Annotated in this window: 25 protein-coding genes; 3 read left to right on the forward strand and 22 right to left on the reverse strand. The window is 72.0% G+C overall.

The genetic code is table 11. From position 1 onward, the window contains the following. The first annotated feature begins 50 nt into the window (after window positions 1–50). Window positions 51–593 carry a hypothetical protein gene (locus ACIF6L_RS34795; RefSeq protein ID WP_396491567.1) on the forward strand — a complete coding sequence of 181 codons (543 nt, stop codon included), beginning with the start codon at window positions 51–53 and terminating at the stop codon, window positions 591–593. Window positions 594–769: 176 nt separating this feature from the next. Here ACIF6L_RS34795 and ACIF6L_RS34800 read toward each other — a convergent pair whose 3' ends face one another. Next, on the reverse strand, window positions 770–928 hold the full coding sequence (locus ACIF6L_RS34800; RefSeq protein ID WP_396491566.1) for a hypothetical protein: 159 nt from the start codon (window positions 926–928) through the stop codon (window positions 770–772). 244 nt (window positions 929–1172) lie between these two features. On the opposite strand from ACIF6L_RS34800, the gene ACIF6L_RS34805 reads away from it, so the two are divergent. Next, entirely contained in the window at window positions 1173–2060 is an 888-nt protein-coding gene (locus tag ACIF6L_RS34805; RefSeq protein ID WP_396491565.1) for a helix-turn-helix domain-containing protein, read from the forward strand. 26 nt (window positions 2061–2086) lie between these two features. Beyond that, window positions 2087–3154: a PhlD gene (locus ACIF6L_RS34810; protein ID WP_396491564.1), complete on the forward strand. Its 1068-nt coding sequence runs from the start codon at window positions 2087–2089 to the stop codon at window positions 3152–3154. A gap of 328 nt (window positions 3155–3482) precedes the next feature. Here the strand turns inward: ACIF6L_RS34810 and ACIF6L_RS34815 are convergent, their stop codons facing one another. The 21 genes from ACIF6L_RS34815 to ACIF6L_RS34915 form a co-directional block, all read right to left on the reverse strand. Further along, window positions 3483–4121, reverse strand: a complete 639-nt coding sequence (locus ACIF6L_RS34815; RefSeq protein ID WP_396491563.1) for a hypothetical protein — start codon at window positions 4119–4121, stop codon at window positions 3483–3485. Between the two features lie 113 nt (window positions 4122–4234). Then, window positions 4235–4606, reverse strand: coding sequence for a hypothetical protein (locus tag ACIF6L_RS34820; protein ID WP_396491562.1), 372 nt, complete (start codon window positions 4604–4606; stop codon window positions 4235–4237). Between the two features lie 665 nt (window positions 4607–5271). Then, the gene (locus tag ACIF6L_RS34825) at window positions 5272–5691 is read right to left on the reverse strand and encodes a hypothetical protein (RefSeq protein WP_396491561.1); all 420 of its coding nucleotides are present in this window, start codon (window positions 5689–5691) and stop codon (window positions 5272–5274) included. A 126-nt stretch (window positions 5692–5817) separates the two neighbouring features. Then, on the reverse strand, window positions 5818–6336 hold the full coding sequence (locus ACIF6L_RS34830) for a hypothetical protein (protein ID WP_396491560.1): 519 nt from the start codon (window positions 6334–6336) through the stop codon (window positions 5818–5820). 75 nt (window positions 6337–6411) lie between these two features. After that, the gene (locus tag ACIF6L_RS34835; protein WP_396491559.1) at window positions 6412–6813 is read right to left on the reverse strand and encodes a WYL domain-containing protein; all 402 of its coding nucleotides are present in this window, start codon (window positions 6811–6813) and stop codon (window positions 6412–6414) included. A 192-nt stretch (window positions 6814–7005) separates the two neighbouring features. Beyond that, window positions 7006–7548, reverse strand: coding sequence for a hypothetical protein (locus ACIF6L_RS34840; protein WP_396491558.1), 543 nt, complete (start codon window positions 7546–7548; stop codon window positions 7006–7008). Between the two features lie 78 nt (window positions 7549–7626). Beyond that, complete coding sequence (locus ACIF6L_RS34845; protein ID WP_396491557.1) at window positions 7627–8118, reverse strand: hypothetical protein; 492 nt, start codon at window positions 8116–8118, stop codon at window positions 7627–7629. A 364-nt stretch (window positions 8119–8482) separates the two neighbouring features. Next, on the reverse strand, window positions 8483–11929 hold the full coding sequence (locus ACIF6L_RS34850) for a hypothetical protein (protein ID WP_396491556.1): 3447 nt from the start codon (window positions 11927–11929) through the stop codon (window positions 8483–8485). A 175-nt stretch (window positions 11930–12104) separates the two neighbouring features. Beyond that, window positions 12105–13313, reverse strand: coding sequence for a hypothetical protein (locus tag ACIF6L_RS34855; RefSeq protein WP_396491555.1), 1209 nt, complete (start codon window positions 13311–13313; stop codon window positions 12105–12107). A gap of 413 nt (window positions 13314–13726) precedes the next feature. Beyond that, a complete protein-coding gene (locus ACIF6L_RS34860) occupies window positions 13727–14437 on the reverse strand; it encodes a hypothetical protein (protein WP_396491554.1) in 711 nt (236 codons plus the stop codon). 74 nt (window positions 14438–14511) lie between these two features. Then, on the reverse strand, window positions 14512–14850 hold the full coding sequence (locus ACIF6L_RS34865; RefSeq protein WP_396491553.1) for a hypothetical protein: 339 nt from the start codon (window positions 14848–14850) through the stop codon (window positions 14512–14514). A 1-nt stretch (window position 14851) separates the two neighbouring features. Continuing rightward, window positions 14852–15793, reverse strand: coding sequence for a hypothetical protein (locus tag ACIF6L_RS34870; RefSeq protein ID WP_396491552.1), 942 nt, complete (start codon window positions 15791–15793; stop codon window positions 14852–14854). A 62-nt stretch (window positions 15794–15855) separates the two neighbouring features. Continuing rightward, entirely contained in the window at window positions 15856–16248 is a 393-nt protein-coding gene (locus tag ACIF6L_RS34875) for a hypothetical protein (protein WP_396491551.1), read from the reverse strand. Between the two features lie 139 nt (window positions 16249–16387). Further along, window positions 16388–16732: a hypothetical protein gene (locus ACIF6L_RS34880; RefSeq protein ID WP_396491550.1), complete on the reverse strand. Its 345-nt coding sequence runs from the start codon at window positions 16730–16732 to the stop codon at window positions 16388–16390. An 82-nt stretch (window positions 16733–16814) separates the two neighbouring features. Further along, window positions 16815–17228, reverse strand: coding sequence for a hypothetical protein (locus ACIF6L_RS34885; RefSeq protein ID WP_396491549.1), 414 nt, complete (start codon window positions 17226–17228; stop codon window positions 16815–16817). Further along, complete coding sequence (locus tag ACIF6L_RS34890; protein ID WP_396491548.1) at window positions 17225–17941, reverse strand: hypothetical protein; 717 nt, start codon at window positions 17939–17941, stop codon at window positions 17225–17227. Before ACIF6L_RS34890 ends, ACIF6L_RS34885 begins: the two co-directional genes overlap by 4 nt. Beyond that, the gene (locus ACIF6L_RS34895; protein ID WP_396491547.1) at window positions 17938–18273 is read right to left on the reverse strand and encodes a hypothetical protein; all 336 of its coding nucleotides are present in this window, start codon (window positions 18271–18273) and stop codon (window positions 17938–17940) included. Before ACIF6L_RS34895 ends, ACIF6L_RS34890 begins: the two co-directional genes overlap by 4 nt. Window positions 18274–18358: 85 nt before the next feature. Then, on the reverse strand, window positions 18359–18796 hold the full coding sequence (locus tag ACIF6L_RS34900) for a hypothetical protein (protein ID WP_396491546.1): 438 nt from the start codon (window positions 18794–18796) through the stop codon (window positions 18359–18361). 175 nt (window positions 18797–18971) lie between these two features. After that, window positions 18972–19313: a hypothetical protein gene (locus ACIF6L_RS34905; RefSeq protein WP_396491545.1), complete on the reverse strand. Its 342-nt coding sequence runs from the start codon at window positions 19311–19313 to the stop codon at window positions 18972–18974. A gap of 157 nt (window positions 19314–19470) precedes the next feature. Next, complete coding sequence (locus ACIF6L_RS34910) at window positions 19471–19707, reverse strand: hypothetical protein (protein ID WP_396491544.1); 237 nt, start codon at window positions 19705–19707, stop codon at window positions 19471–19473. Between the two features lie 104 nt (window positions 19708–19811). Next, window positions 19812–20240: a hypothetical protein gene (locus ACIF6L_RS34915; RefSeq protein ID WP_396491543.1), complete on the reverse strand. Its 429-nt coding sequence runs from the start codon at window positions 20238–20240 to the stop codon at window positions 19812–19814.

Raw genomic sequence — 20240 nt, forward strand, 5'->3', positions numbered from 1 at the left:
GGTCAGTTGCAGATCCGCGGTTCCGGGTTCGGGGGCGGGGGCCGGCTGGGATGATCCGCCGCATGATGGGGATACGGATACGAACGGTGCTGATGGTGGGCACGGTGGTGGCCGGGGTTGCGGGGTGCTCGGGGCTCGGGGGCGGAGCCGGGGAACCGGTGAGTTCGGCGCCGGCGAGCGCTTCGGGCACCGCGGCGGTGTCGGCCGGGGCTGCGGCGTCGGGGGCGGTGCGGGGGCGGGAGCTGGTGGCGCGGTTGGAGGAGCAGCTGCGGCCGCCGATGACGGTGCAGTGTCTGGCCGGCGGCGGGCGCGAGTGCGCGGTGTGGCTCGGCGGCGCGGCTCGTCTGGCCGCGGTGGACGCGCCGAACCTACTGGACCGGTTCCCGGTGGCTGGGGACCGTGCCGCGAAGGTGGCACAGCTGGTGGAGCGGGTGGGGGCGGCGGGTGATGCCTACAGCCGCGCCGGGTGCGAGCAGGTGCCGGTGTTCGCGAAGGGCTCGTCGTGCGAGGAGGCCGCGGCCGGGCTGGTGGTGGGCGCCCGGCTGCTGGCGGACGAGCTGAAGGCGCTGTGGCCCGGAGGGCAGGCGGCTTGAGCTGGGGAGTGACGCGCGGCCCCGGTGCGGGTTTCTACTGTGCACGGGGGGGGTTCACAGTTCGGAATCGAACCGGGGCCATGCGCGCGTCTCGATGGTGAGGGACGTCGGTGGAGCTGTCAAAGCGGCCCAGGAGACGGGCCGGCGGCTTGCCCACGACGCGACCCTGGTGACGCTCAGCGGGCCGCCGCGGCCGACGAGGGCTTCTGGTGGCGGAGCTGCTCGATCAGCAGGCCGATGTTGGGCGTGGTGGGCCAGGCGCGGGCGGCCCTGGCGCAGCGGATCGTTCGCGAGGTCGCTTCGATGGGGACGTCCTCGACGGGGGCGGACGACACGCCTGCAACTGAGGGTTGCCTAACTTCACTCGAAATGTTTGAATCGCGTGCGTTCGTTGCAATTCCCATCTACACGGCTCCCTTGTTAGGGTCTGGCTTGGGTGGTGGGATGAGGCGTCCCCCCGAGGCAGATTGTTCCCCACGGGTAGCGTGCATTCATAGGGAGAATTCTTCCCTACGAAGGGTTCCTATGTGGCCGCCGATCCGGCCACCTGAAACGCCATCAGCGAGGGACGGGTCAAGGGTGGACAGACGGGCGCTCAAGCTGTTCCTGACGAAGCTGCGCGGAGCGATCGATCCGACGGAGCTCGGGCTTCTCCAGCCGACCAGGACCCTCCACAGCAGCACCGGCCGGCCGCCGCGGAAGGGGCTGCGCCAGGCCGACATCGACCTGCTGACCAACCGGGCCGACGGCACCTACAACAGGTTCGAGACCGGCAGCGGGCGCACGGCGGCCACCCCGGAGTACCTCCAGGACCTCGCGAGCGTCCTACGGATGACCGAGGAGGACTGGCGGGCACTGTGGCTGTACTCACGCAACGATCACCCCCCCTACCCGCTGCACGCGGAGACGGTCCCGCCCCTCGGCGAGCACTGGCAGACGGTGGTCAACGAGCAGAACCTGGCGACCTACATTACGGACCGTGCCTGGAATGTCGCGTTCTACAATCAGAAGTTCGCTGACATATTTCCCGGCGGGATAGCGCCGACGAATACGATGGAATGGATGATCCTCTCCCGGTACGCCCGGGAGATCGGATTGCCGAACTGGGAGAACGGGTGGGCGCGCCTGGTGCTCCCTCAACTCCAGGCCGCACACAACCAGTTCCCCGCGAACCGCGGCCTCGGGAAGCTGGTCCGCAAGGTGGAACAGGACCCGGTGGCCGGCCCGCTCTACCGGGAACTCGACGAGGCGTACCGGCAGCCGGACGGCGACACGCGATTGCTGTGGCACGCGAAGTGGAAGCGGGAGGTGTCCGTGACCATGGCGCCGGCCATGCCCCTCAGCGTGCAGGGCGCGCTCCTCATGCACCTCATCTTCGACAAGACGTCCTCGAACTCAGAGTGGCGTAACAAGCCGTCCTATTTCACCCTCGCGATCCCTACCGTTGATCCGCCGAAGGAGAGTTGATCATGCCGTTCGTATCAAGGCCCTGCGTGGTTCTGCCTGAACACAGGGTCGACCGGCAGCAGGTGGCGGACGACGTGCTGGCCCAGCACGCGGATCACCCGCGGCTGGAGGTCATCCGGCGAGTGATGGCGCAGGCGCCGCGTACCCGGTACTTCAGCCAGCCTCTCGACGTCGTGCTGTCGGAGCGCAGCGCGAAGGAGCGGAACTGCACGGCGTACGAGGACCTGTGCGCGATGGCCGAGCGGGCCGCCCGCGGGGCGCTCGACGCGAACGGCCTGGACCCCCTCGACATCGACTACCTCGTCACCACCCACGCGACCGGGGACGCGATACCCGGTCTGGACATCCACCTTCAGCACGTCCTGGGGCTGCGCCCGACGGTCGCCCGTCGTCCGGTCACCCAGTTCGGGTGTGGTGGCGGAGCCCACACGCTAGTGATGGCCGAGGCCTACGCTGCGGCCTGTCCGGGCGTGAAGGTCCTGGTGGTGGCCGCAGAGTCGCTGTCGAGCATGTACACCCACCGGGGCGCCGGCCGGGACGGCATGGACCAGATGGTCTACAAGGGCCTGTGGGGCGATGGTGCGGTCGCCATGGTCGTGTCGTCCGAGAAGCTCGGCCCGAGCCTGGAGACGCACCAGACCCTGGAGTACGTGCTGCCGGACACGGCCGACCGCTACCGCAAGGTGACGGACGAGTTCGGGGTGCACTTCGTCTCGGACCGTTCCGCGCAGCGCTCGATCAAGCAGATGGCGCCGGCGCTGCTCGACTGGCTGGCGAAGGGCCGTAGCGACCGCCGGCGGACCACGGCTACCCGGACCGGGCCGGGCCGGCCGTGGCCGGTCGACTTCATCGTCGCGCACCCCGGTGGCCACCAGGTGATGAACGACGTGGAGAGCGTGCTGTCGTTGCCGCCCGAGGCGCTGCGCCACTCGCGGGCCCAGTTCGAGGAGGAGGGCAATCTGGGCGGGCCGTCGGTTCTGTCGGTGCTGGCCCGGACGTTCGACGACCCGCCGCAGGACGGTACGGAGGGCCTGCTGGTGGGCTTCGGGCCCGGGTTCACCACGGATGCGGTGATGGTGACGTACCGGGCGTAGCTCGGCCGCAGGCCGGCGCCGGGGCTCGGATGTTCGAGGCGGCCGGGGTCGCGACGGGGTCGTCAGGCCGTCGGGGGCGGGGGTCAGGGTAGTAGGGGGTGGTGGCGCAGCGGACACGGGACCGGTGGGCGCTGTGGGGCGGGGTTGAGCAGCGGGCCCGCGGTCAGTCGGTCTGCGGCGGCCGCGGCCTCGGTGGCGATCAGCGTCCAGGCGCGGTGGTCGCAGCGGGCTCGGGGGTCGCGGGGCGGGGCGGGGGTGGGCAACGGGTATCTCCTGGCGGGCGGTGGGACGTCCGGCCGGGTGCAGGTGCCCCCGACCGGACGGGTGCTCAGCGGACGCGGACGCGGATACGGATGCGGCGGCGCGGAGTGGGACGGCGGAGGTGAGACGAGTCCGTGTCGTCCTCGGGCAGGCTGGGATCCACCAGGGCCAGGCCGAGCGCTTCCCGCTGCTCGTCGTCGAGGTGCAGTTCGGCGCGGCGCCCGTCGGACAGCGTGAGATGGACGGTGGTCGGCCGCTGCGGGTCGCGGTTGTAAGTCGGCAGGTCGGTCCAGGTCGCGGCGAGCGGGGGCAGTTCGGAGGGCGCCGGGTCGTCGTCCACGGGGGCGCCGAACAGGGCGTTGTAGGCCTTGAGGGCCTGAGCCCAGAGCCGGCCTTCGGCCTGCGGGTACTCGGCTTCCACGCGGTCTTCGTAGCTCGGGAAGCCGGCCCCCTCACCGTCGCCGTCGTGCTCGGGCTGGTGGTCCATCCACTCGGCGATCTGGTAGGGGTCGTCGGAGACGAGATGCAGGTGCGGGGTGTGCTGGACGTACGGGGCGCAACGGACGGTGGTTCCGGGCACGTGGGCGGTGGTGGCCATGCGTCGGCGCAGGTGGTGAGCGATGGTTTCGGCGGTGAAGTCGTTCTCGATGGGTCCGATACGGATGTCGCGATATTCGCCGGGCCGGTCAACGATGACGGAGTACATGGCGTTCCTCTCTGAGGTTGCGGGGGCGGGCCCTGGTAGAGGGACCCGGGGCCTGCGCGGGTGCGGGGCGGGCCCCAGGGCGGTTTCCTGGGGCCCGGCAGCGGTGGGGTGGATCAGGGGTGGACGTAGCCGAAGTGCTGGCCGATGAGGCAGTGCGGGGCGCAAAAGGTCCGGGGAGCCGCGCGGCACTCCTCGCACGGGTTGTCCAGGACGGCGATGCGGGCCGTTGCCTCTGCCAGCCGCTGCTCCTTGATGAGCTGGTGCTTCTCGCCGAGGGCGGCGAAGGTGAAGGAGGTGGGACGGACGTGCCGGAGTGCGAGGTCGTCGTCGCGGTCGCGCAGCTCCCAGCGGGGGCCGTCGTCCTCGCACTCGGGGAACTCGCAGGTGCAGGGGAACGCGGTGAACGTGAGGTCGTGGTAGGCGGCGAGGCTGCCGTGGTAGGTGATGGTGTCACCGGGCAGCACGGTGGTGGTGATGGTGGTCATTGGGGGTCCCCTCCCGGTTGGCGGTGGTTCGTTGTCGGTGGACCCACTCTCGCATAAACAACTTGCATTGCGCAAGTCGTTTATGGTGGTTTCGGGCCGTGTCTCCCCCTGCCGGAGGGGCGGGGGTTCGTCGGCCGGGCACTCGTTGGGGCGGGTGCCCGGCCGGACTTGCTGCGACGGTGCGCAGCGGTGCGCCGTGCGGTACGGCGCTGGGCCCGGGTCGGGCCGAAGGGGTGGGCGGAGTGGGCGGGGAGGGGAGGTTCGCCGCCCGGGGTCCGCGTTCGGCCTCCGGCCCGGTCCGGGGGTCCGCGCGGCGCGCCGGGGGCCTCTGCCCCGTGTCGGTTCGGGGTCTGGACCGAAGGGGGGGTCGGTCCGGGCCGCGCCCGGCGCGCTGCGGGCGGGCGGCGTGGGGTGGCCGCCCGGTCTGTGGGTTACTCGGTGGTGGGGGTCTGGATCGCGGGGCAGTTGACGTTGTGGCAGCGGGGGTCGTGGCGGCAGCAGGGGTCGCAGTCGCAGTCTTCGAGTCGCATGGCGGTCTGTGTCCTTCGGGTTGGCGTTCCCTCGCGGTGTGGCTCCATCCTCACATAAACAACTTGCTTCATGCAAGTTAGATATGGGGATGCCGCCAGGGGCCGGCCCGCCCATCGGGAGGCCGGCCCCTGAGCTCACCGCCGATGAAGGTCCGCCGGACCGACAGCCCGGAAGGTGGCCAGCACAGAATTCACCTGATCCACGCTCAGCGGCGTGAGGCGCTTCGTCACGGGGTCGACCGGCCCGGCCAGGAGCGCGGTTCCATGAATGCCGTGCAGCGCTTCGTCAACGGCGGGCAGGTGGCGGCGCAACAGGATCAAGGCGCGGTGGTTACGCGGCCTGGTCTCGTCAGGATTCGACGGCCGGTACCAGAGGGTGCGCCGGGTGGTGAGGTCGAGCGACGAGAGCTGCGGTGCGTCCGCGTCGTCGACCGCGAGCGCGCCGGTCAGGCCGCACCCTTCGACGTCGCTCCCGACGGGCAGGTGGAGGGGCAGGTGGACGGGCACCAGGGCCGCCTCGACGGGCAGCACCAGGGCGTTGGGAATGTCGGACATGGTGAACGTCTCCAAGGGGGTTCTACGGGGCGTGGTGGACCCGGCCGCGCCCCGGAGGGGTGGGGGCGCAGCCGAGGGCCGGGAGGGGGCCGTCACGGGCACTGGTGGCCCGGGGCGCGCGGGCCGTCAACTACCGGCGGGGATGGAGTTGCTGAGGATCGCGCGGCGCACGTGGCGGATGCTCGCCACGGTGTGGATGACCGGGCTGTCGGGCGTGCGGGCCGTGATCTGGCCGAAGAGGCGGACGCGGCCGGGGGCGCAGCCGCGCGAGTGCCAGCACAGTTCGTAGGTCCACCGGTCCATGCGGCGCTCGGCCGCCTCCTCCCGCGTCAGGACCCGTCGGACGATGACCTTGACGTGCGGTTCCACCCCGGGCTCGACCGTCCACGCGTGCTGGCTGTCCCAGCCGCTCAGGTATGCGCAGGCGAGCAGGTCGGCGGCGGCCCGGGGCAGGGTGTACCCAGCCGGGGGGCGCTCCATGAGTACCAGCAGGCGTCGCGTCACCCGCGTGAGTCGGTCGCCGTAGAGCGGGTGGGTTCGAGCGTCGGCCGGGAGGCGGCGCAGCCGCACGTGCTCGTGGCTGAGCCGGGAGATCTCGATGCTGTCGGCGTCGGTGCGGGTGGGGATGGGGTAGATGTCGAGCATGGTGGCGGATCCTCTGCGGGGTGGCGTGCGGGTGGCCGATGGGGGCCGCCCCGGGTTGGGGGCGGCCCGGGTTGGTCAGTGGGAGAGGAGGTCGGCCAACAGGGCCACGGGGTCGGCCAGTTCGGCGCTGGTGATGTCCGGGTTCAGGAGGAGCGCGACCGGGTCGCCGGGGTGGTTCAGGGTCGGCGCGGCGGGGGCGTCCTTGGCGCTGTCGGTGAGTTCGACGCGGTAGGCGGTGCGGTGGACGGTGATCGCGGAGATGCGGTCAAGCCGGAAGCTGCGGGACTCGCCGGTGGCGCGGTCCATCGCCTTGACCAGGACGTCACCGGCCTTGGAGACGGTGAAGTCGTAGATCTCGATCGTGCGGACCGAGTGGTCGCCGTTCTCCTTGGTGTAGCTGATGGTGACGGGGTGCTGACGGTCCATCGCCTTGATGAGTCGGGTGCTGGTGGCGGCGGCGGTGGTGGTCTGGATCATCGGGGTCCCCTCCCGGGCGGTGGTGGTGGCTCGTTGTCGGTGGCACCACTCTCGCATAAACAACTTGCATCGCGCAAGTCGTTTATAGGGATGATCTTGAACCACTTCCCGGGGCAGCCGCCGGCCCCGCCCCACGGCCGGCTGCGCCCCACCCCCACGTCGCGCTCAGAGACAGGGCGCAGCCGAACAGACCTACCGGTCGGCGAGGATCTCGAAGGTCACACCGAGGCGGGCCAGCGCCTCGATCCGCGCCCTGGCGGCCTGCTCACTCATACTCTCCAGGGGCTCATAGGCGAGCGGCTGGTAGCACACTCCCGTGAGGGTGGTGGCCAGGGAATCCAGGTGGGACCGCCACTGCGGGGGAGGCTTCCGGGCGGCGGCAGCGATCTGCGCCGCCGCCCGGGCCTCCGTGGCCCGCCGGGCTTCGACGTGGGCGGTGATGGCAGCTGCGGCCGTGGTACGCCCACCCTTGCCCCAGTCCTTGCCCTTGGCTCCCCGAATGCACGTCCACTCGGTGGGGCGGGAAGCGACCGAACCAGCACGGGGATCGCGGGTGACGTACCAGCGGATGGTCGACGCGGTGCCCGTGGTGACCCGCCGGGAGGCGACGTGGAGGGTCATGCCCTTCCAACTCGCGGTGACTCGCCACTTGGATTCGCCCACGACTGGCAGGCGTTCCCAGTGCAGGGTCACGGGTGCTCCGGCGTCCGGCGCGGGGGCGTTCTTGCCTGTCATGGGGGTGGCTCTCCGGGGTCGCGCGGGCGGTGGGGACGGTCGGGCCCGGGTGGTCTCCCCGGGCCCGACGGGCAGCATCTACTGACTCGCGCGGAGGTCGGCCATGTACAGGGCGCCGACGCCGTAGCCGACGAGAACGATCGGTGCCCCGAAGCTGACGCCCTTGGCCACGGAGTAGCCGCCCTTGTGGATAGTGCTGCCGGGGCGGGCGCCGACGGCGGCGCGCCACAGCTCCCACTGCTGAATCGTCTCGGGGCGTACCGCGATGCGGACGGCGAGCGTTCCGGCGCTCACCGACAGGGGGGAGGGAAGGCGTCCGGCCGCGACTGCGCCCAGGATCGCGCCGGTGGCGTTCGCCACCGTCCGCAGCGTGTCGGGCTCCACCGCGAACAGGGTCTGAGGCAGCGTGCCGAGCGCGTGTTCCTCGGCATGCTGGGCGGCATGCTGGTCGGCGGCCGCGAGGAGTTCGCGGGCGGTGCGGGCGGTACGGGTCCAACGCAGCCACGGGCTGGTGAGAAGCCGGCGGTAGCGGTCGCGCTGCTCGGTGGGCAGCGGGGTGTGAATGGACATGGCGGGTTCTCCCGGGCGGTGGTGGTTCGTTGTCGGTGGCACCACTCTCGCATAAGCAACTTTCTTAGTGCAAGTTGTTTATAGGGATGATCTTCTCTCTCGTGATACCAGCACCCCGCCCACACCAGCCGAACGGTCAACACAAGCACTCTGACCTGCGGCTATGCGTCAACTCCTCCCAGGCGCAGCCCGACCGAAACGCACCCACCCACCACGACGACAGGGCCGACGACGACGGACGGACCACAACCCGACCCCGTCGTACGGACAGGGCTCACGGGCCCCGCGGCCGCTCGCACCGGCCCGCGCCGCGGGGTGGGAAAGCGTCCGCCCGGACGGTTCCGGGCGGACGCGAGAGGCAGGTTCAGCAAGCGTTGGGGTCGATCAGCGCGGACGGCGGAACCGACTCCGCGAGGGGCCGGCCTTCCCACTGGACGCGCACCAGCCGTTCACCGGTCAGCGGCTCGGTCGAGTGGCCGAGCACCCGACCCGTGCGCCCGTCCACGTGTCGGACGTCGCTGCCGACCATGAACCGGTCAGCGGGACCGGTCCGGCCCACGGCCGGGCTCTTCGCGGCGTCGGCGCGCAGCAACTCCAGTGCCGGCCGCCACCAGGACGCGGTGCCGACGAACCGACCGTCGCCGTCGCCCTCACGCACGTGGAACGAGATGTCGGGTCCGACCGCCGACATACGCACGTGGTAGACCACGCCAGTGGGCAGCGTGACAAGCCAGGCCCGACCGGCCTGCTGGTGAATGTGCTCGCCGTCCTCCAGGAGCGCGGCGAGCTCCGGCGCGAGTTCCTCCGGCTGCTCCTGGTCGTGCGAGGCGACGTCCTGGTCGGCTTCGGCCCGGAGGCGGTCGGCGGCGGTGTCGCGGTGGCGGGACACCAGGTCCGACGCCTCGGTCCGGCTGCGGGTCTTCCCCAGGAGCGACCGGTTCTGCGGGTTGCGGGCGAACGACGGGCCGTACCACGCCCGGTACCAGCCGTCTGACCAGAGGTCGACGCGGTAGGCCTGCCACCCCTGTGCGGTGATCTCCCACCCCGTCGGCTCCTGGCCCAGTTCGCAGGGCAGCGGTTCGACAGCGGCCTGGTCGGCCGGGGTGATGCCGAGGTCGGCGAGCACGCGCGCGCCCTGGCGCTTGTCCGCGACGAACTGCCAGTCCGTGCCCCGGACACCGGGGGCGAGCGACCAGCAGAGCATCCACGACCGTCCCCCGGTCCGTTCGTCCGAGCAGATTCGCATGGCCTCGGCCCGAGTGACCTGCCACAGCACGCGCCTACGGAAGGAACTGCCGGACTTGGACGCGATGAACACCCACGCGGGATCGGTGTCCGCCTCCTGCTGCTCTCCCGCCGGGGCGGGCACGTCGGGCTGCTCCTGGTCGTCCTCGGCGGTGCCGGGGCCGTCGGTGACGACGGTGACCGGGTACGGCATGCCGTAGTGCTCGGCGAGGGCTTCAACGGCGTCCTGCGCCGTGCGGTGGTCGCCGGTGGCAGTCTGCTCGTGGTCCTGGCCGCACCAGCGGTCGGACACCAGGTTGACCACGGACGTACCGGCCTCGGCCTCCCACCCGTCGAACGTGACGGCATACCGCTCGCCGGCACCTTCCAAGAGGCGCAGCCGGGCCGTGGTCTGCGGCTCGGCGGGCCCGGGGTACGAGCCGTGGACGTGCCCGGCGTCGTCCTCGCACAGGTAGACCCCGGCGAATCCGGTGGCGCGCAGGTCGACGGCGATCCGCTCGCGGGCCTCCTCCCTCATCGTCACACCGTGGGTACCGGGCTTGGCCTTCCAACTGCCGGCGAGACGGTAGGCGACTGTCACCCAGCCCCGGGCGCGGGATCCGAAGCAGGCGTTGCCGGGCTGCACCCGGATGCCCGTGGCTACGTCGGCGTGCTGGTCAACGTCGATCAGGCCGGAGGCGACCAGGGCGGTCTTGGCGGCGCGCACGGCCCATCCCTGGCTGCGCGGGCGGGGGGTGAAGTCGGGTACGACGGTCTGCGGGTCGGTCTCGCCGAGGCACGCCCAGGCGCGGGCCCGCTCGTCCGCGTGGCCCTCCGAGACGTTGGCGGCGGCCCTGACGGCGGCCTCCGTCTCGATCCACGCGAGGCACTCCGCCTTCGTGCCGGTGAACATCCCCGCACCGGAGTAGCCGGCGTTGGCGCGGCCGATGCTGTACGCGATCGTCTCGGGCTGGCCGGGCACCATGTGACCGTGCCAGCGGTAGCCGATCCCGGCGGCGCCCGTGACGTTGCCGCCGGTCAGCAGCGGGCGGCACGCGTCGGTGACGCGCCGTTCCTCCGCCTCGGCGGCCTGCTCGCGGTGGTTGCTCGCTGCCTGTCGGACAGCGGACTTGGACGGGTCGGTGAACGACCAGTCGCAGCCGGCTGCGGTGCACCAGGACTTCGCCAGCCACGCCCAGGTGCCCGCCGTGGTCTCGGTACGGCCGTCCGCGTTGCGGGTCTTGTGCTCGACCATGACCGGGATCTCGATGCCCTCGACCGTGACCGTCGCTCCGGCGGGGGCGGCCTTGCTGGTCATCGGGGCGACGCCGGCCAGAGTGTCGGCGGCGGGGGCCGCCCCGGCCGGAGCCGGGGCGGCGGGCCGGACCACCGGAGCGGCCGGAGCCGCCGGAGCCGCCGGGGTTGCGCCGGTCGGGCTGTTGGGGGTGCGGGGGGAACCGCCGTGGCCGCCGCCCGTGTCACCGCCCTGGTCACCCTTGGCCGCCTTCCGGCACGCGGAGCACTCCTGAGTGCTCGTGATCTGCTCGGGGGTGGCGACCAGTGCGAAGCCGCTCTCGCGGGAGAAGTCGCACAGGCCCAGCCCGTCGGCCGCCGCGCGGTGGCGCTTACGTGCGTTGGCCCCGGCCAGCAGCCACACCGGGTCGCCGAAGGCCGCCGGAGCCGGGACGGTCTCCACGGGAACGGCGTCCAGTACGGAGGTGACCGGGACGGCGGCGGGGGTGCGCCGGTAGTGCGTCCAGACGTCACCGTCGGCGGCCCACCGCCCCAGATCGGTGCCGGTCAGCATGGCTGCGGCCCAGTGCTCCGTGATGATGCCCTCGGCGCCCTCCTCGTCCGCACTGCGGTCGATGATTCCGGGCTGGCCGGCGAACGCCACGGCGAGGACACCCTTCGGGCTGCGGCGCACGGTGTAACCGCCCTGCTGCGGCTCGCCGGGCCTGCCGACACTGCACATCCACGTCTCGTGGCTCGTCATCATCCACGCGACCAGCGCGGAGTTGGCGAGCGTCAGCAGCGCGGGGGTGGGCTCGCCGTCGGGGGTGTAGAGCGTGGGCGCGGCCGCGAACGGAGCGTCCGGGGTGGGCGGCTCGGCCGGGGCAGTGTCGGCGGGGCTGGCCGGGATGGTGCGCAGCTCGGCGGTCAGGGCGTCCAGAGCGGCGGTCAACTGAGCGACGAGCGCGGTCCGGTTGTCGGTCGTCGTGGCCTGCTGCGCCACGGCGGGCCGGGTGGTGGCCGCCTCGGGGGCGGTGGCGGTCTGCGCCTCGATGACCTCGCGGAGCGTGGCCAGGGTGGGACGGCGGATTTCGGTGCCGTCGATCACCAGGGTGGACGCGGCGTTGTCGTAGCGGTAGCCGCGAGGGTGGCGGGTCCATGTGGCCCGGGCTGTGATCTCGCCAACTGCGGTGTGGGCGGTCAGGTCGACGCGCCAGAGGTCGGCGCTCTGGCCCTCGCTGCCGGTGGGGATGAAGTGGGGGGCGGGGGTCCAGCCCTGGCCTTCCGCGTCGCGGAGCAGGTCGACCGCGCTGGCCGGTGCTTCGCGGGTGATGGTCGGGGTGATGACGGTCATTTCCGGGGCCTCTCGGTGGGGTGGTTCGTTGTCGGTGGCACCACCCTCGCATATGCGACTTGCTTTATGCAAGTTGTTTATCGGCGACGTCGAATCCCCCTTTCCTTCGCCCTGATCGGCCTTGGCTCTCACGACGAAGACGGCCGCCCGACGTGAGTCGGGCGGCCGGTGCTGTTCAGCCAGCGAGAACGAGGGCCTGCGGTGCGGTTGCCGTCGCTCCCGCCGCTCCGCCCTTGTGCACCCTCCGGCAGGTCGAGCACTCGCGGGTGCTCGCGATCTGCTCGGCGGTAGCCACGAGGGTGAGCCCGCTCTCCCGGGCGAAGTCGCACAGGCCCAGGCCGTCGGCCGCCGCGCGGTGGCGCTTGCGGGCGTTGGCCCCGGCCAGCAGCCAGACCGGTTCGCTGTCGGGCTCGGTCGGCCCGGCGCTGTCGGGCGCGGTCGGCGCGGCGGTGGCCGGCGATCCCCCCACCGGCGTCTCGGCAGCGACCCCCGCGTGGGCCAGCTGCGCCCGGAGCCGCGCTACCTCCCGGGCGATCGCGGCCGCCGCGCGCGCCGGGTCCGCCTCCACCGCGTCGTCTGCCGCCCCGTCGGTGGGCGCCGGTGCCACGGCATCCGCCTCGACCGGAAGCGGCCCGTACTCGGCCACGTGCGCGGCGAAGTGCTGCCGCGCTTCCTCCTGCGTCTTGAACCAGGCAACTGCCCGGGGACGCCCGGCCACGGACAGACCCTGCGCCGTGCACATCCTCCGGTCGCAGACGCACGTTGCGTACCACTGGCCCTTGCGCTTGCCGATCACCGAGAGGCGCAGGCTTCCACGGTGACCGTCCTGTGCGATCGGACGCGGCTGCACGGCCTCCGCCTGCTCCGCTGTGATCTTGGCCACTTCGGAGAACCGCGTGTGCTCGGCCACCCCGTCACCCCACTGCACAGCGCACACCCAGTCACCGAGGATGGAGACCCGCAGCACCGTGCCCACGTAGCTGGCGTCGGTGTAGTTCTGCAGAACAAGGTCCCCGGCTCGAAGCGGCAGCCCTTCGCCCATGACGTAGTAGAGGAACACCTCGTCGACCGAGCGGGCCGCGTAGGTCCCCCGGTGGCCGATCAGGTCGAACTGGCGCCGGTCCCCGTTCCACGTCGCGGTCAGGATCTCCCCGTCGACCTCCCGGGTGAGCCCGTTGCCCTCGGCACGCTCGTGGGCCGCCCGGTAGTCCTCCCAGACAGCGTCCGCGCTCCGGCCGGTGAAGCGGCCGCACCGGCCGGTCAGTTCGAACTCCGTGCCGGTGAAACGGGAGGTGAGCACCTCGTCGCCCACGCGGCGGGTGGGCCCGGCCAGCGTCACCTTCGGCTCGGCACTGCGGGAAAGGGGGGCGGTAGTGGTGTTCACGGAGGCCTCTCGGTCGGGGTGGTTCGTTGTCGGTGGGCCCACTCTCGCATACGCAACTTTTCTTTTGCAAGTTGTTTATAGCGGGAACAGGGTTCCTGACCCCCCGCTACGACGGCGGTGGTCGTCCAGGGACACGACCCCCTCCGGGAGCCTCCCTTCCCGCCCGGGCCCGCGGGACGTGACACCGCACGTGGCGGCGTGCGGCATGAACCTCTTCTCGAACGGGGCCTGGGGCAGGGCCGCGGTGGGGACGCGAGAACGCCAAGTGCCCGTGTGGTCCAGGCGGGCCACGACGTTGCCGGCGTCGTCGGGCTCAGGGTCGACAGCCTGGCGGCGGCCGGCGGCGGTGATCGTGGTGCGCACCTGGCGCCCGCAGACCCGGCAGTATCCGAGCCCGTGCGAGGAGACGGCGCTCATGCCGCGGCACCGTTCTCGTCGACCGGGGGTAGCCGATGCTCCCAGCGGGTGTGGTCCAGGAGCTGCGCCCACTCCTCGGGGTGGCGACCGATGAGCAGGTCGACCGCGGCCGCGCGGGCCTCGGCCGCGCGGCGCCGGGCAAGGGCGGCCGCGGCATAGTCGCGGACGGTCCCGGGGCCGGCCTTGCCCGGCGCCGGCGCGACCGGTCGCGCCGGGGTGAGCGCGCGGGCCTCGCTGCGCGCCGCGGTGAGCAGCGCGAGGCGGGCCCGGGCGGCGCGCCGACTGCCGAGCGGCCCGTTCACGGCAACCGCCGCGGCGGTGCGCAGCTGCTTGATGGTGTGGAGCCAGGCCGCGTTGCAGCGCGGGTCGCGCAGAGCCGCGGTGAGCTCGGGGGCCAGGAGGTGCTCGAGGTCCTTGAGCACCAGGTGATGAAGGACCTCTCGTGGACGGTCGTTGATCCAGGCGACCAGGCCGTCGCGGTCGAGGGGCCCGCCGTCGGGCCCGACCGGGCAGTGAACGACGCGCGGGGGCTTGGTGCTGATGTGCCACCAGTCGCAGGCGCCGCAGAGGTAAGGCCGCTGCCGGCCGTACCCGAGGAGGATCGCGCGGGGGGCGGCCGCGCTCTCGGCGGCTTCGGCGGTGGCATAGCGGTTCTTCTCGGGGTGGACCGGGCACGTCTTGATCGGCGTGGTGGTGGTGGTGTTCACGGAGTCTCCTCTCGCCGCTTGCGGGCGGGCCCCACCGGGCTGCTGCTCGGCGGGGCCCGGCTGGTGATGGTCAGTCAGAACGGGATGACCTGGGCGGGCTCGATGCCGAGGGCGCGCAGCAGGCGTTCCGCGTTGGCGATCGGCCCGGTGCGGCCGCTGTCGATCACGTCTTCGTAGAGCGCGACGGCTATGGCCTGGACGGTGTCGCCGTCCTTCGGCGGGGTGGCGGCGGGGTCCAGCGGCCAGACCGTGCCGTCGGGCAGGGTGGCCGTGAGGACGGGGGCCATCCGGTCGGTGTCGTTGAGCAGGTAGGTGTCGAGGGTTTCGGCGGTGTGCGCCTGCTCCAGCTCGTCCTGGTCGACGGTGATGCGCAGCTGGGCCTGTGCGGTGACGGTGATGGTCGTCCGGGGCATCTCAGTACTCGTTCCGGGGGCCGGGGACGGGGGTGTGGGCGGTGTCGGTGGGGAGGTAGCCGTGGCCCATGCAGGTGTTGCAGGCGGTGACGCCGGCCTCGGCCTGGTGGTCGATGAGGTCGGTCCAGTAGGCGTACTGGGCGTTCCAGGCGGCGAGGGCCTCGGCGTAGGTGTCGCCGTGCACCGAGACGGGGACCGGCAGGTTGAGGGTGAACTGGGCGGTGACGGGGACGGTGCGCGGCTTCTTGAGCTTGCGGCCGTCCCAGGCACGGTCGGACTGCCGGGTGACGGGCTGCTGGAACGGGAGCTTGATGCGGACGTTCAGCATGCCGCTCGCGCGGTTGCCGTCGATGGGGGTGCTGGCGTAGTCGACGTGGCCCAGCTTGTTGGCGTGCGCCTGGACAGCGTCGCGCAGGCCGGTGAGGCGGCCGGGCATCCACCACCCGTACTCCGGGTGGTTGGTCAGGGCGTGGGGCAGGCTGGTGACCCACCGGGAGTCGTGCTCGGCGGGCGGTGCCTCGCCGCCGATGATGCGCCAGGGGCCGCCGGCGATCTCGTCGGTGCGCTCCGGCTGCTGCTCGGTCACGGAGCTGTAGAAGTCCCAGGCCTTGTCCCCGTGCCGCTCGCTGAAGTCCTCCCAGTCGGCGGCCGAGACGGAGGCGGGGAAGACCGAGGACTCCATGCCGGGGTTGTCGAGGGTGTAGGCGGTGGTCTTCGGCTGGGGACGCCACCGGACGGTGAAGGCGGTGACGGGCTGGTCGGTCAGCCACCACGCGTCGTTGTGGTGCAGGCGGCTGAGCGGCTCTCCGTCGCCGAGGAGGGTGACGGCCCCATCCGCGCGGAAGGCTTCGACCCGGTGACGGAGGGGGACGTGGTAGAGGTAGCGGCCGTCGTCGGTGCGGATGGCGAAGTGCTCGCGCGGGTCGATCTCCTGGTTGTTCATCGGGTCCTCGTGGTCGGGTTCGGTGGTGGGCGGCCCCGCCCGGTCGGGCGGGGCCGAGGGGTTCAGCGGGGCTCGCGGGTGGGGCGCCCGGTGGCGACCAGGGCGCGGCGGATCTGCTCGAAGGTGTCGCCGTTCCACTCCTGGCCGTCGAGCGCGGCGTGCACCATCGCCATGGCGTCGGTGTCGCTGAGCACCGGCAGCGGGGTCGGGATGAGCAGGCGCAGGGCGTCGCGAACGCCGGCGCAGGTGTGGTCGGACGGGTTGTCGCGGCTGGTCTCGGTACCGGCGTCCCGGATCACGTCGTCGGTGGCCTGGGCGGCGTCGTAGACCAGCTGGTTGTCGAGCAGGTGGCTGGCGATGGCGAGGACGCGGCGGGCGCGGTTGTACTCCTCGTAGCGGCCCTCGGGCCACCCGGCCGGGAGGCGGCCGAAGTTGCTGCGCAGTGTGGTGGGCATGGTGCTCCTGTCGTGGATCCGGTGATGGGGTGCCGGGCGGTGGGCGTCCGGGTTCCCGGCTCGGGCGCCCGCCGCTGGACGGGGCCGCGCCGCTCCGGGAGGGAAGGGAGGAGCGGCGCGGCCGGGCTGATGATGGATGTCAGGCAGCGACGCCGGGCGTCAGCTCGTAGGTGAGGTCGCGCAGTCGCGCCAGGTCGTTGTCCGGCTGCGCGTTGGTGCTCGGGTAGTTGACAGTCCCGGCGACCCTGACGCCGTGGTACTCGACGGCGACGATGCGCAGCAGGCTCAAGGGGATACCCCAGCCCTCGGCGAGGTCGGCGAGGATCGCCCGGATGCGCGGCAGGTGGGTCTCCAGTTCCTCGCGGGTGTCGGCGGTGAACTCGGTGCCGGGGACGCTGGGGTCCTCCCCGACCTTGTAGGAGCGGCTGACATCGATGGCGCAGATGCGCCACTCGGGAGTGCGGCGGGTGGGTGCGGTGGTCATGGCGGGGTCCTCCCGGTGAGCGGTGGTGGTTCGTTGTCGGTGGCGCCACTCTCGCATAAATAGCTTTCACAATGCAAGTTGTTTACGAGGGGGTCGATTCCGCGACGACCTCGGTGACCACCAGATCCATACGCCCGCCCTTGACCGGCTCACCGTCCTTCGCCACGACCTCCAGGACGTGCGTCCGGTCGTCGTCCGGGAGTACGCCGGCGTCGACCAACCCGTCGATCGCGGCCTTGGCCGACGGGTACCAGTTGTGCGGGTCGAACCGGCCCCTGGTCTTGGGGTGGACGATGAAGGCGATCCGGGCTCGCCCCAGGGCCGGTACCTTGTGCCGGCGGGCGGTCCACGCGGCGGCGTCGCGGATCGCACTCCTGCGACGTGCGGCAACCCGCCAGTGGAGTCGGCCGTTGGCATTGAGCAGGACAAGGGTGGGCGGCAGCGCCAGGACGAAGACTCGCGCCTTCCGATGCTCGGCGGTCCCGGGCGCGTTCACCGCTCGGCCGCCGACCCGCCGGAGGCCGGTCCCAGGTGGTCGCCGCGGTGGGCCCGGCGAACGTGGCCGTACAGCTCCTCCTCCGCCGAGCCGTCGTCGATACGCCACGACGACGTCGTCCAGGCGCACCAGGGGCAGCAGCGGACCACCTTCGCGTCGCGCTCCCTGGCTCGGCCGGCGAGCGGGGACAGCTCGGGCAGGGCCGCCTGGTGCTCGCACTCGTCGAACTCCGCGGCCGGGCACTGGTACGGGTCGCCGCCGTCCTCGCACCAGCAGGCGGTGTCGGCCGGGCCGCCGTCGGCCGGGCGGTGGGCGTCGGCGAGGGTGACGACCGCCGCCGCGAAGGTGGCGTGACCGGTGCACTCGTCAGCCGCGGCGCGGCCGGCCTCGAGGTCGCCGCGGCTGGCGACGGGGAACGTGTGGCTGGCGCCGCACGCGCCGACGGACACCGCGGTGATCGCGGGCCGACCGCCGGAGACGGCCTCGGCCGAGAAGGTCAGGCTTTCGCGGGAGCCGGCGTACTGGGCGGTGCCGTCGAGGTGGCCGATCCAGTCGCGGTGGGGAGCGTGGACGCCGATGGCTCCGGCGTAGAGGGCCGCGTAGGCGGCGAGGGCCTCGGTGTCGGTGCTCACTCGGTGGTGTCGGTCGGCGGTGGTGAACCAGGGAGAGGTGGCGCGGTCGGCGGACTCGGGTAGCAGCTGGGCGGCGGTCACGGCTGTGGGGTCCCTTCGCTGGTGGCGTGCTCACGGTGGAAGCGGATGATCGAGGCGAGGAGCGCGGCTTCGTCGGCCAGGCGCTCGAACTCGGTCGGCTCGGCGGCGATGTGGCCCCAGGGGCCGCAGAGGGTGCCGTGGACGACGCCGTCGGAATTCCTCGTGAGGTGGGAACGGGTGAGGTCGGAGGCGAACAGGACTGCGGTCGGTACGGGGCGGCCAGCAGCGGGTCTGTCGTCGAGGGCTGGGCTGTCCCAGAAGGCGACGACGACGGCGAGGCCGGCGGACACGGCGTTGAGAGCGCGGTGCAGGTAGCGGTTGAGGGCATCCATGGTTGTGGCGTGCTCCCTGGCAGGGCCGGGGCGCCGTGCGCCGGGTGATTGCGCGGCAATCACCCGGCGCACGGGGCCGGGGTGGTCAGAGGGTGGTGGACAGGCGCAGCAGCCGGCCGATGACCTCGTTGTCGGTAGCGGTGTCGAGCCAGTAGGCGATGTGCTCGATGGGGTCGCTGATCTGCGGGTCGGGGTCGGTGAGGCTGGCGGCCAGGGTGGCGATCGCGGGACCGGTGCGGGGGTCTTCGAGCAGCAGGTCGCAGGCGTCGGCGGCGGCCGTGGCGGTCGCGGTGGTGAAGACCTCGGGAAGGGCGCCGGAGTGAGCGGCGAGCCAGAGCGCGGCCATGGGGTCGAGTGCTCCGGCCGGTCCGGCTCCGGCGAAGGCCAGCGGTTCCCAGGGCTCGGGGTAGCCGGCCGGGGCGGCGAAGCCGGTGTCGCCGCGCCAGATACCCCGGTCACGGAGCAGCACGGCGGCGGCGGCCAGGTCGGTGCGGACGGTGTCGGGCAGGGTGCTGGTGGGCATGGCGGGGTGTGCCTCCGGCCGGGGTGGCTGTCGGTGCGGGTGGGTGTGAGGCGGCCGGGCGCGCGGGAGAGGTTGTCGACCGTCGCGCGCCCGGCCTGCTTGGATCCGGCCCGGCCCTGGGAGCGCCCAGGGGGGAGAGGCCTCGACCAGTGGCCGAGCCGGAGTTCAGGGGTGGCTACTCGCCGTACTCGCGGATGAACGCGGGCATGCAGTCCTCGCAGCGGTAGCCCTCGGTGGTGTCGTGCAGGTTGCGGGACGCGGTGATGATCGGGCAGTCACCGTCGAGGCCCCGGCAGCGGGCGATTTCAGCCAGGGCGGGCAGCGCTATGCCGAGGATCTGCGCGCCGATGTGGCTGACCTCCTGGCGCTGGCGCTCGTCGCTCAAGCCGGTCTCGATGTCGAGCAGGTCGAGCAGGTGGTTGATCTGCTCCTGCGTCTGGGGCGACAGGTCGGTATAGCGGGCGCTCTCGGGCCGCTCGTACTTGAGCGGGTTCGCGAGGAAGGCGGTCAGCGTCATGGCGGTACTCCCGGTGGCCGGTGGCGGTTCGTTGTCGGTAGCCCTATCGTCGCATATGCAACTTGCTCAATGCAAGTTGTTTAGATGTTGCGGACATGCAACAGCCCCCGCACCAGCGAAGATGCGGGGGCTTGCGTAACCTCGTTCAGCCGGTCGATCAGTTCAGGTGGCTGAGATGCCGGTCCCGGTGAAGTTCCAGAAGGTCGGAGAGGGAGTAGAGGCCGGCGGCCCTGGTCCCCCAGTTCCTGGTTCCCGCCTGGGTGACCCACCGCCACAGGGTGGTCGGGCTGACCGTGTAGCCGCTCTCGCTGATGAACGCGGCGATCGCCTTCAGGTCTTGCAGATCAGGCGGCGGCTGCGGTGGGTCGGATACGGCAGTCAGTGCTGTGTGCATGTGCGAACGCTTCCTCTGTCGACGGCGGCCGGCCGGTCACAGCGTCAGAACGGCACGATCGGGGCGATGGGGACGTGCCTCTGGAGCGGACCCGCGCGATGCTCTCAGCGCGCGGCCTTCAGCGGCTGCTGCCGCCCCTGGCGGGCCACGGCGAGCTGCGCCATGGTCCAGGAACGGTGGGTCCCGTCCGCCGACCGCGCGGCGCAGTGCCGGTTGATGCACGCGACCTTGCCCAGTGCCCGCACCCAGACCAGACCGACGGTGCGGCACTCGGGGCACGTCTGACTGCGTACGACGAAGGTCTCGCCCATGTGAAGGGCGCTCTCGGCCGCGGCCTGCCAGGCCATCGCGTCCAGGTAGGTCTGCCAGTCGAGCCCGAGGTCGGTGGCCCGCTGCATCGCCTCGCGGTACGCGCCGGCGCGGTCGGCGGGCAGCGGGGCCGGCTCGGAGCCGGCGGCCTCGCGGGCGCGGGTGATGAAGTCGGTCACCGCGTTGTCGCACCGGGAGATGTGCTGAAGAAGGTTGACGTTCAC

It is taken from the genome of Kitasatospora sp. NPDC086009, from assembly GCF_044540385.1.
Taxonomy (GTDB): Bacteria; Actinomycetota; Actinomycetes; order Streptomycetales; family Streptomycetaceae; genus Kitasatospora.

Excerpts from the sequence above, each read along its gene's own strand:
- ACIF6L_RS34795 (WP_396491567.1), top strand. The coding sequence starts at position 51 with ATGATCCGCCGCATGATGGGGATACGGATACGAACGGTGCTGATGGTG.
- ACIF6L_RS34815 (WP_396491563.1), bottom strand. The coding sequence starts at position 4,121 with ATGTACTCCGTCATCGTTGACCGGCCCGGCGAATATCGCGACATCCGT.
- ACIF6L_RS34820 (WP_396491562.1), bottom strand. The coding sequence starts at position 4,606 with ATGACCACCATCACCACCACCGTGCTGCCCGGTGACACCATCACCTAC.
- ACIF6L_RS34825 (WP_396491561.1), bottom strand. The coding sequence starts at position 5,691 with ATGTCCGACATTCCCAACGCCCTGGTGCTGCCCGTCGAGGCGGCCCTG.
- ACIF6L_RS34830 (WP_396491560.1), bottom strand. The coding sequence starts at position 6,336 with ATGCTCGACATCTACCCCATCCCCACCCGCACCGACGCCGACAGCATC.
- ACIF6L_RS34835 (WP_396491559.1), bottom strand. The coding sequence starts at position 6,813 with ATGATCCAGACCACCACCGCCGCCGCCACCAGCACCCGACTCATCAAG.
- ACIF6L_RS34840 (WP_396491558.1), bottom strand. The coding sequence starts at position 7,548 with ATGACAGGCAAGAACGCCCCCGCGCCGGACGCCGGAGCACCCGTGACC.
- ACIF6L_RS34845 (WP_396491557.1), bottom strand. The coding sequence starts at position 8,118 with ATGTCCATTCACACCCCGCTGCCCACCGAGCAGCGCGACCGCTACCGC.
- ACIF6L_RS34850 (WP_396491556.1), bottom strand. The coding sequence starts at position 11,929 with ATGACCGTCATCACCCCGACCATCACCCGCGAAGCACCGGCCAGCGCG.
- ACIF6L_RS34865 (WP_396491553.1), bottom strand. The coding sequence starts at position 14,850 with ATGCCCCGGACGACCATCACCGTCACCGCACAGGCCCAGCTGCGCATC.
- ACIF6L_RS34870 (WP_396491552.1), bottom strand. The coding sequence starts at position 15,793 with ATGAACAACCAGGAGATCGACCCGCGCGAGCACTTCGCCATCCGCACC.
- ACIF6L_RS34875 (WP_396491551.1), bottom strand. The coding sequence starts at position 16,248 with ATGCCCACCACACTGCGCAGCAACTTCGGCCGCCTCCCGGCCGGGTGG.
- ACIF6L_RS34880 (WP_396491550.1), bottom strand. The coding sequence starts at position 16,732 with ATGACCACCGCACCCACCCGCCGCACTCCCGAGTGGCGCATCTGCGCC.
- ACIF6L_RS34895 (WP_396491547.1), bottom strand. The coding sequence starts at position 18,273 with ATGGATGCCCTCAACCGCTACCTGCACCGCGCTCTCAACGCCGTGTCC.
- ACIF6L_RS34900 (WP_396491546.1), bottom strand. The coding sequence starts at position 18,796 with ATGCCCACCAGCACCCTGCCCGACACCGTCCGCACCGACCTGGCCGCC.
- ACIF6L_RS34905 (WP_396491545.1), bottom strand. The coding sequence starts at position 19,313 with ATGACGCTGACCGCCTTCCTCGCGAACCCGCTCAAGTACGAGCGGCCC.
- ACIF6L_RS34910 (WP_396491544.1), bottom strand. The coding sequence starts at position 19,707 with ATGCACACAGCACTGACTGCCGTATCCGACCCACCGCAGCCGCCGCCT.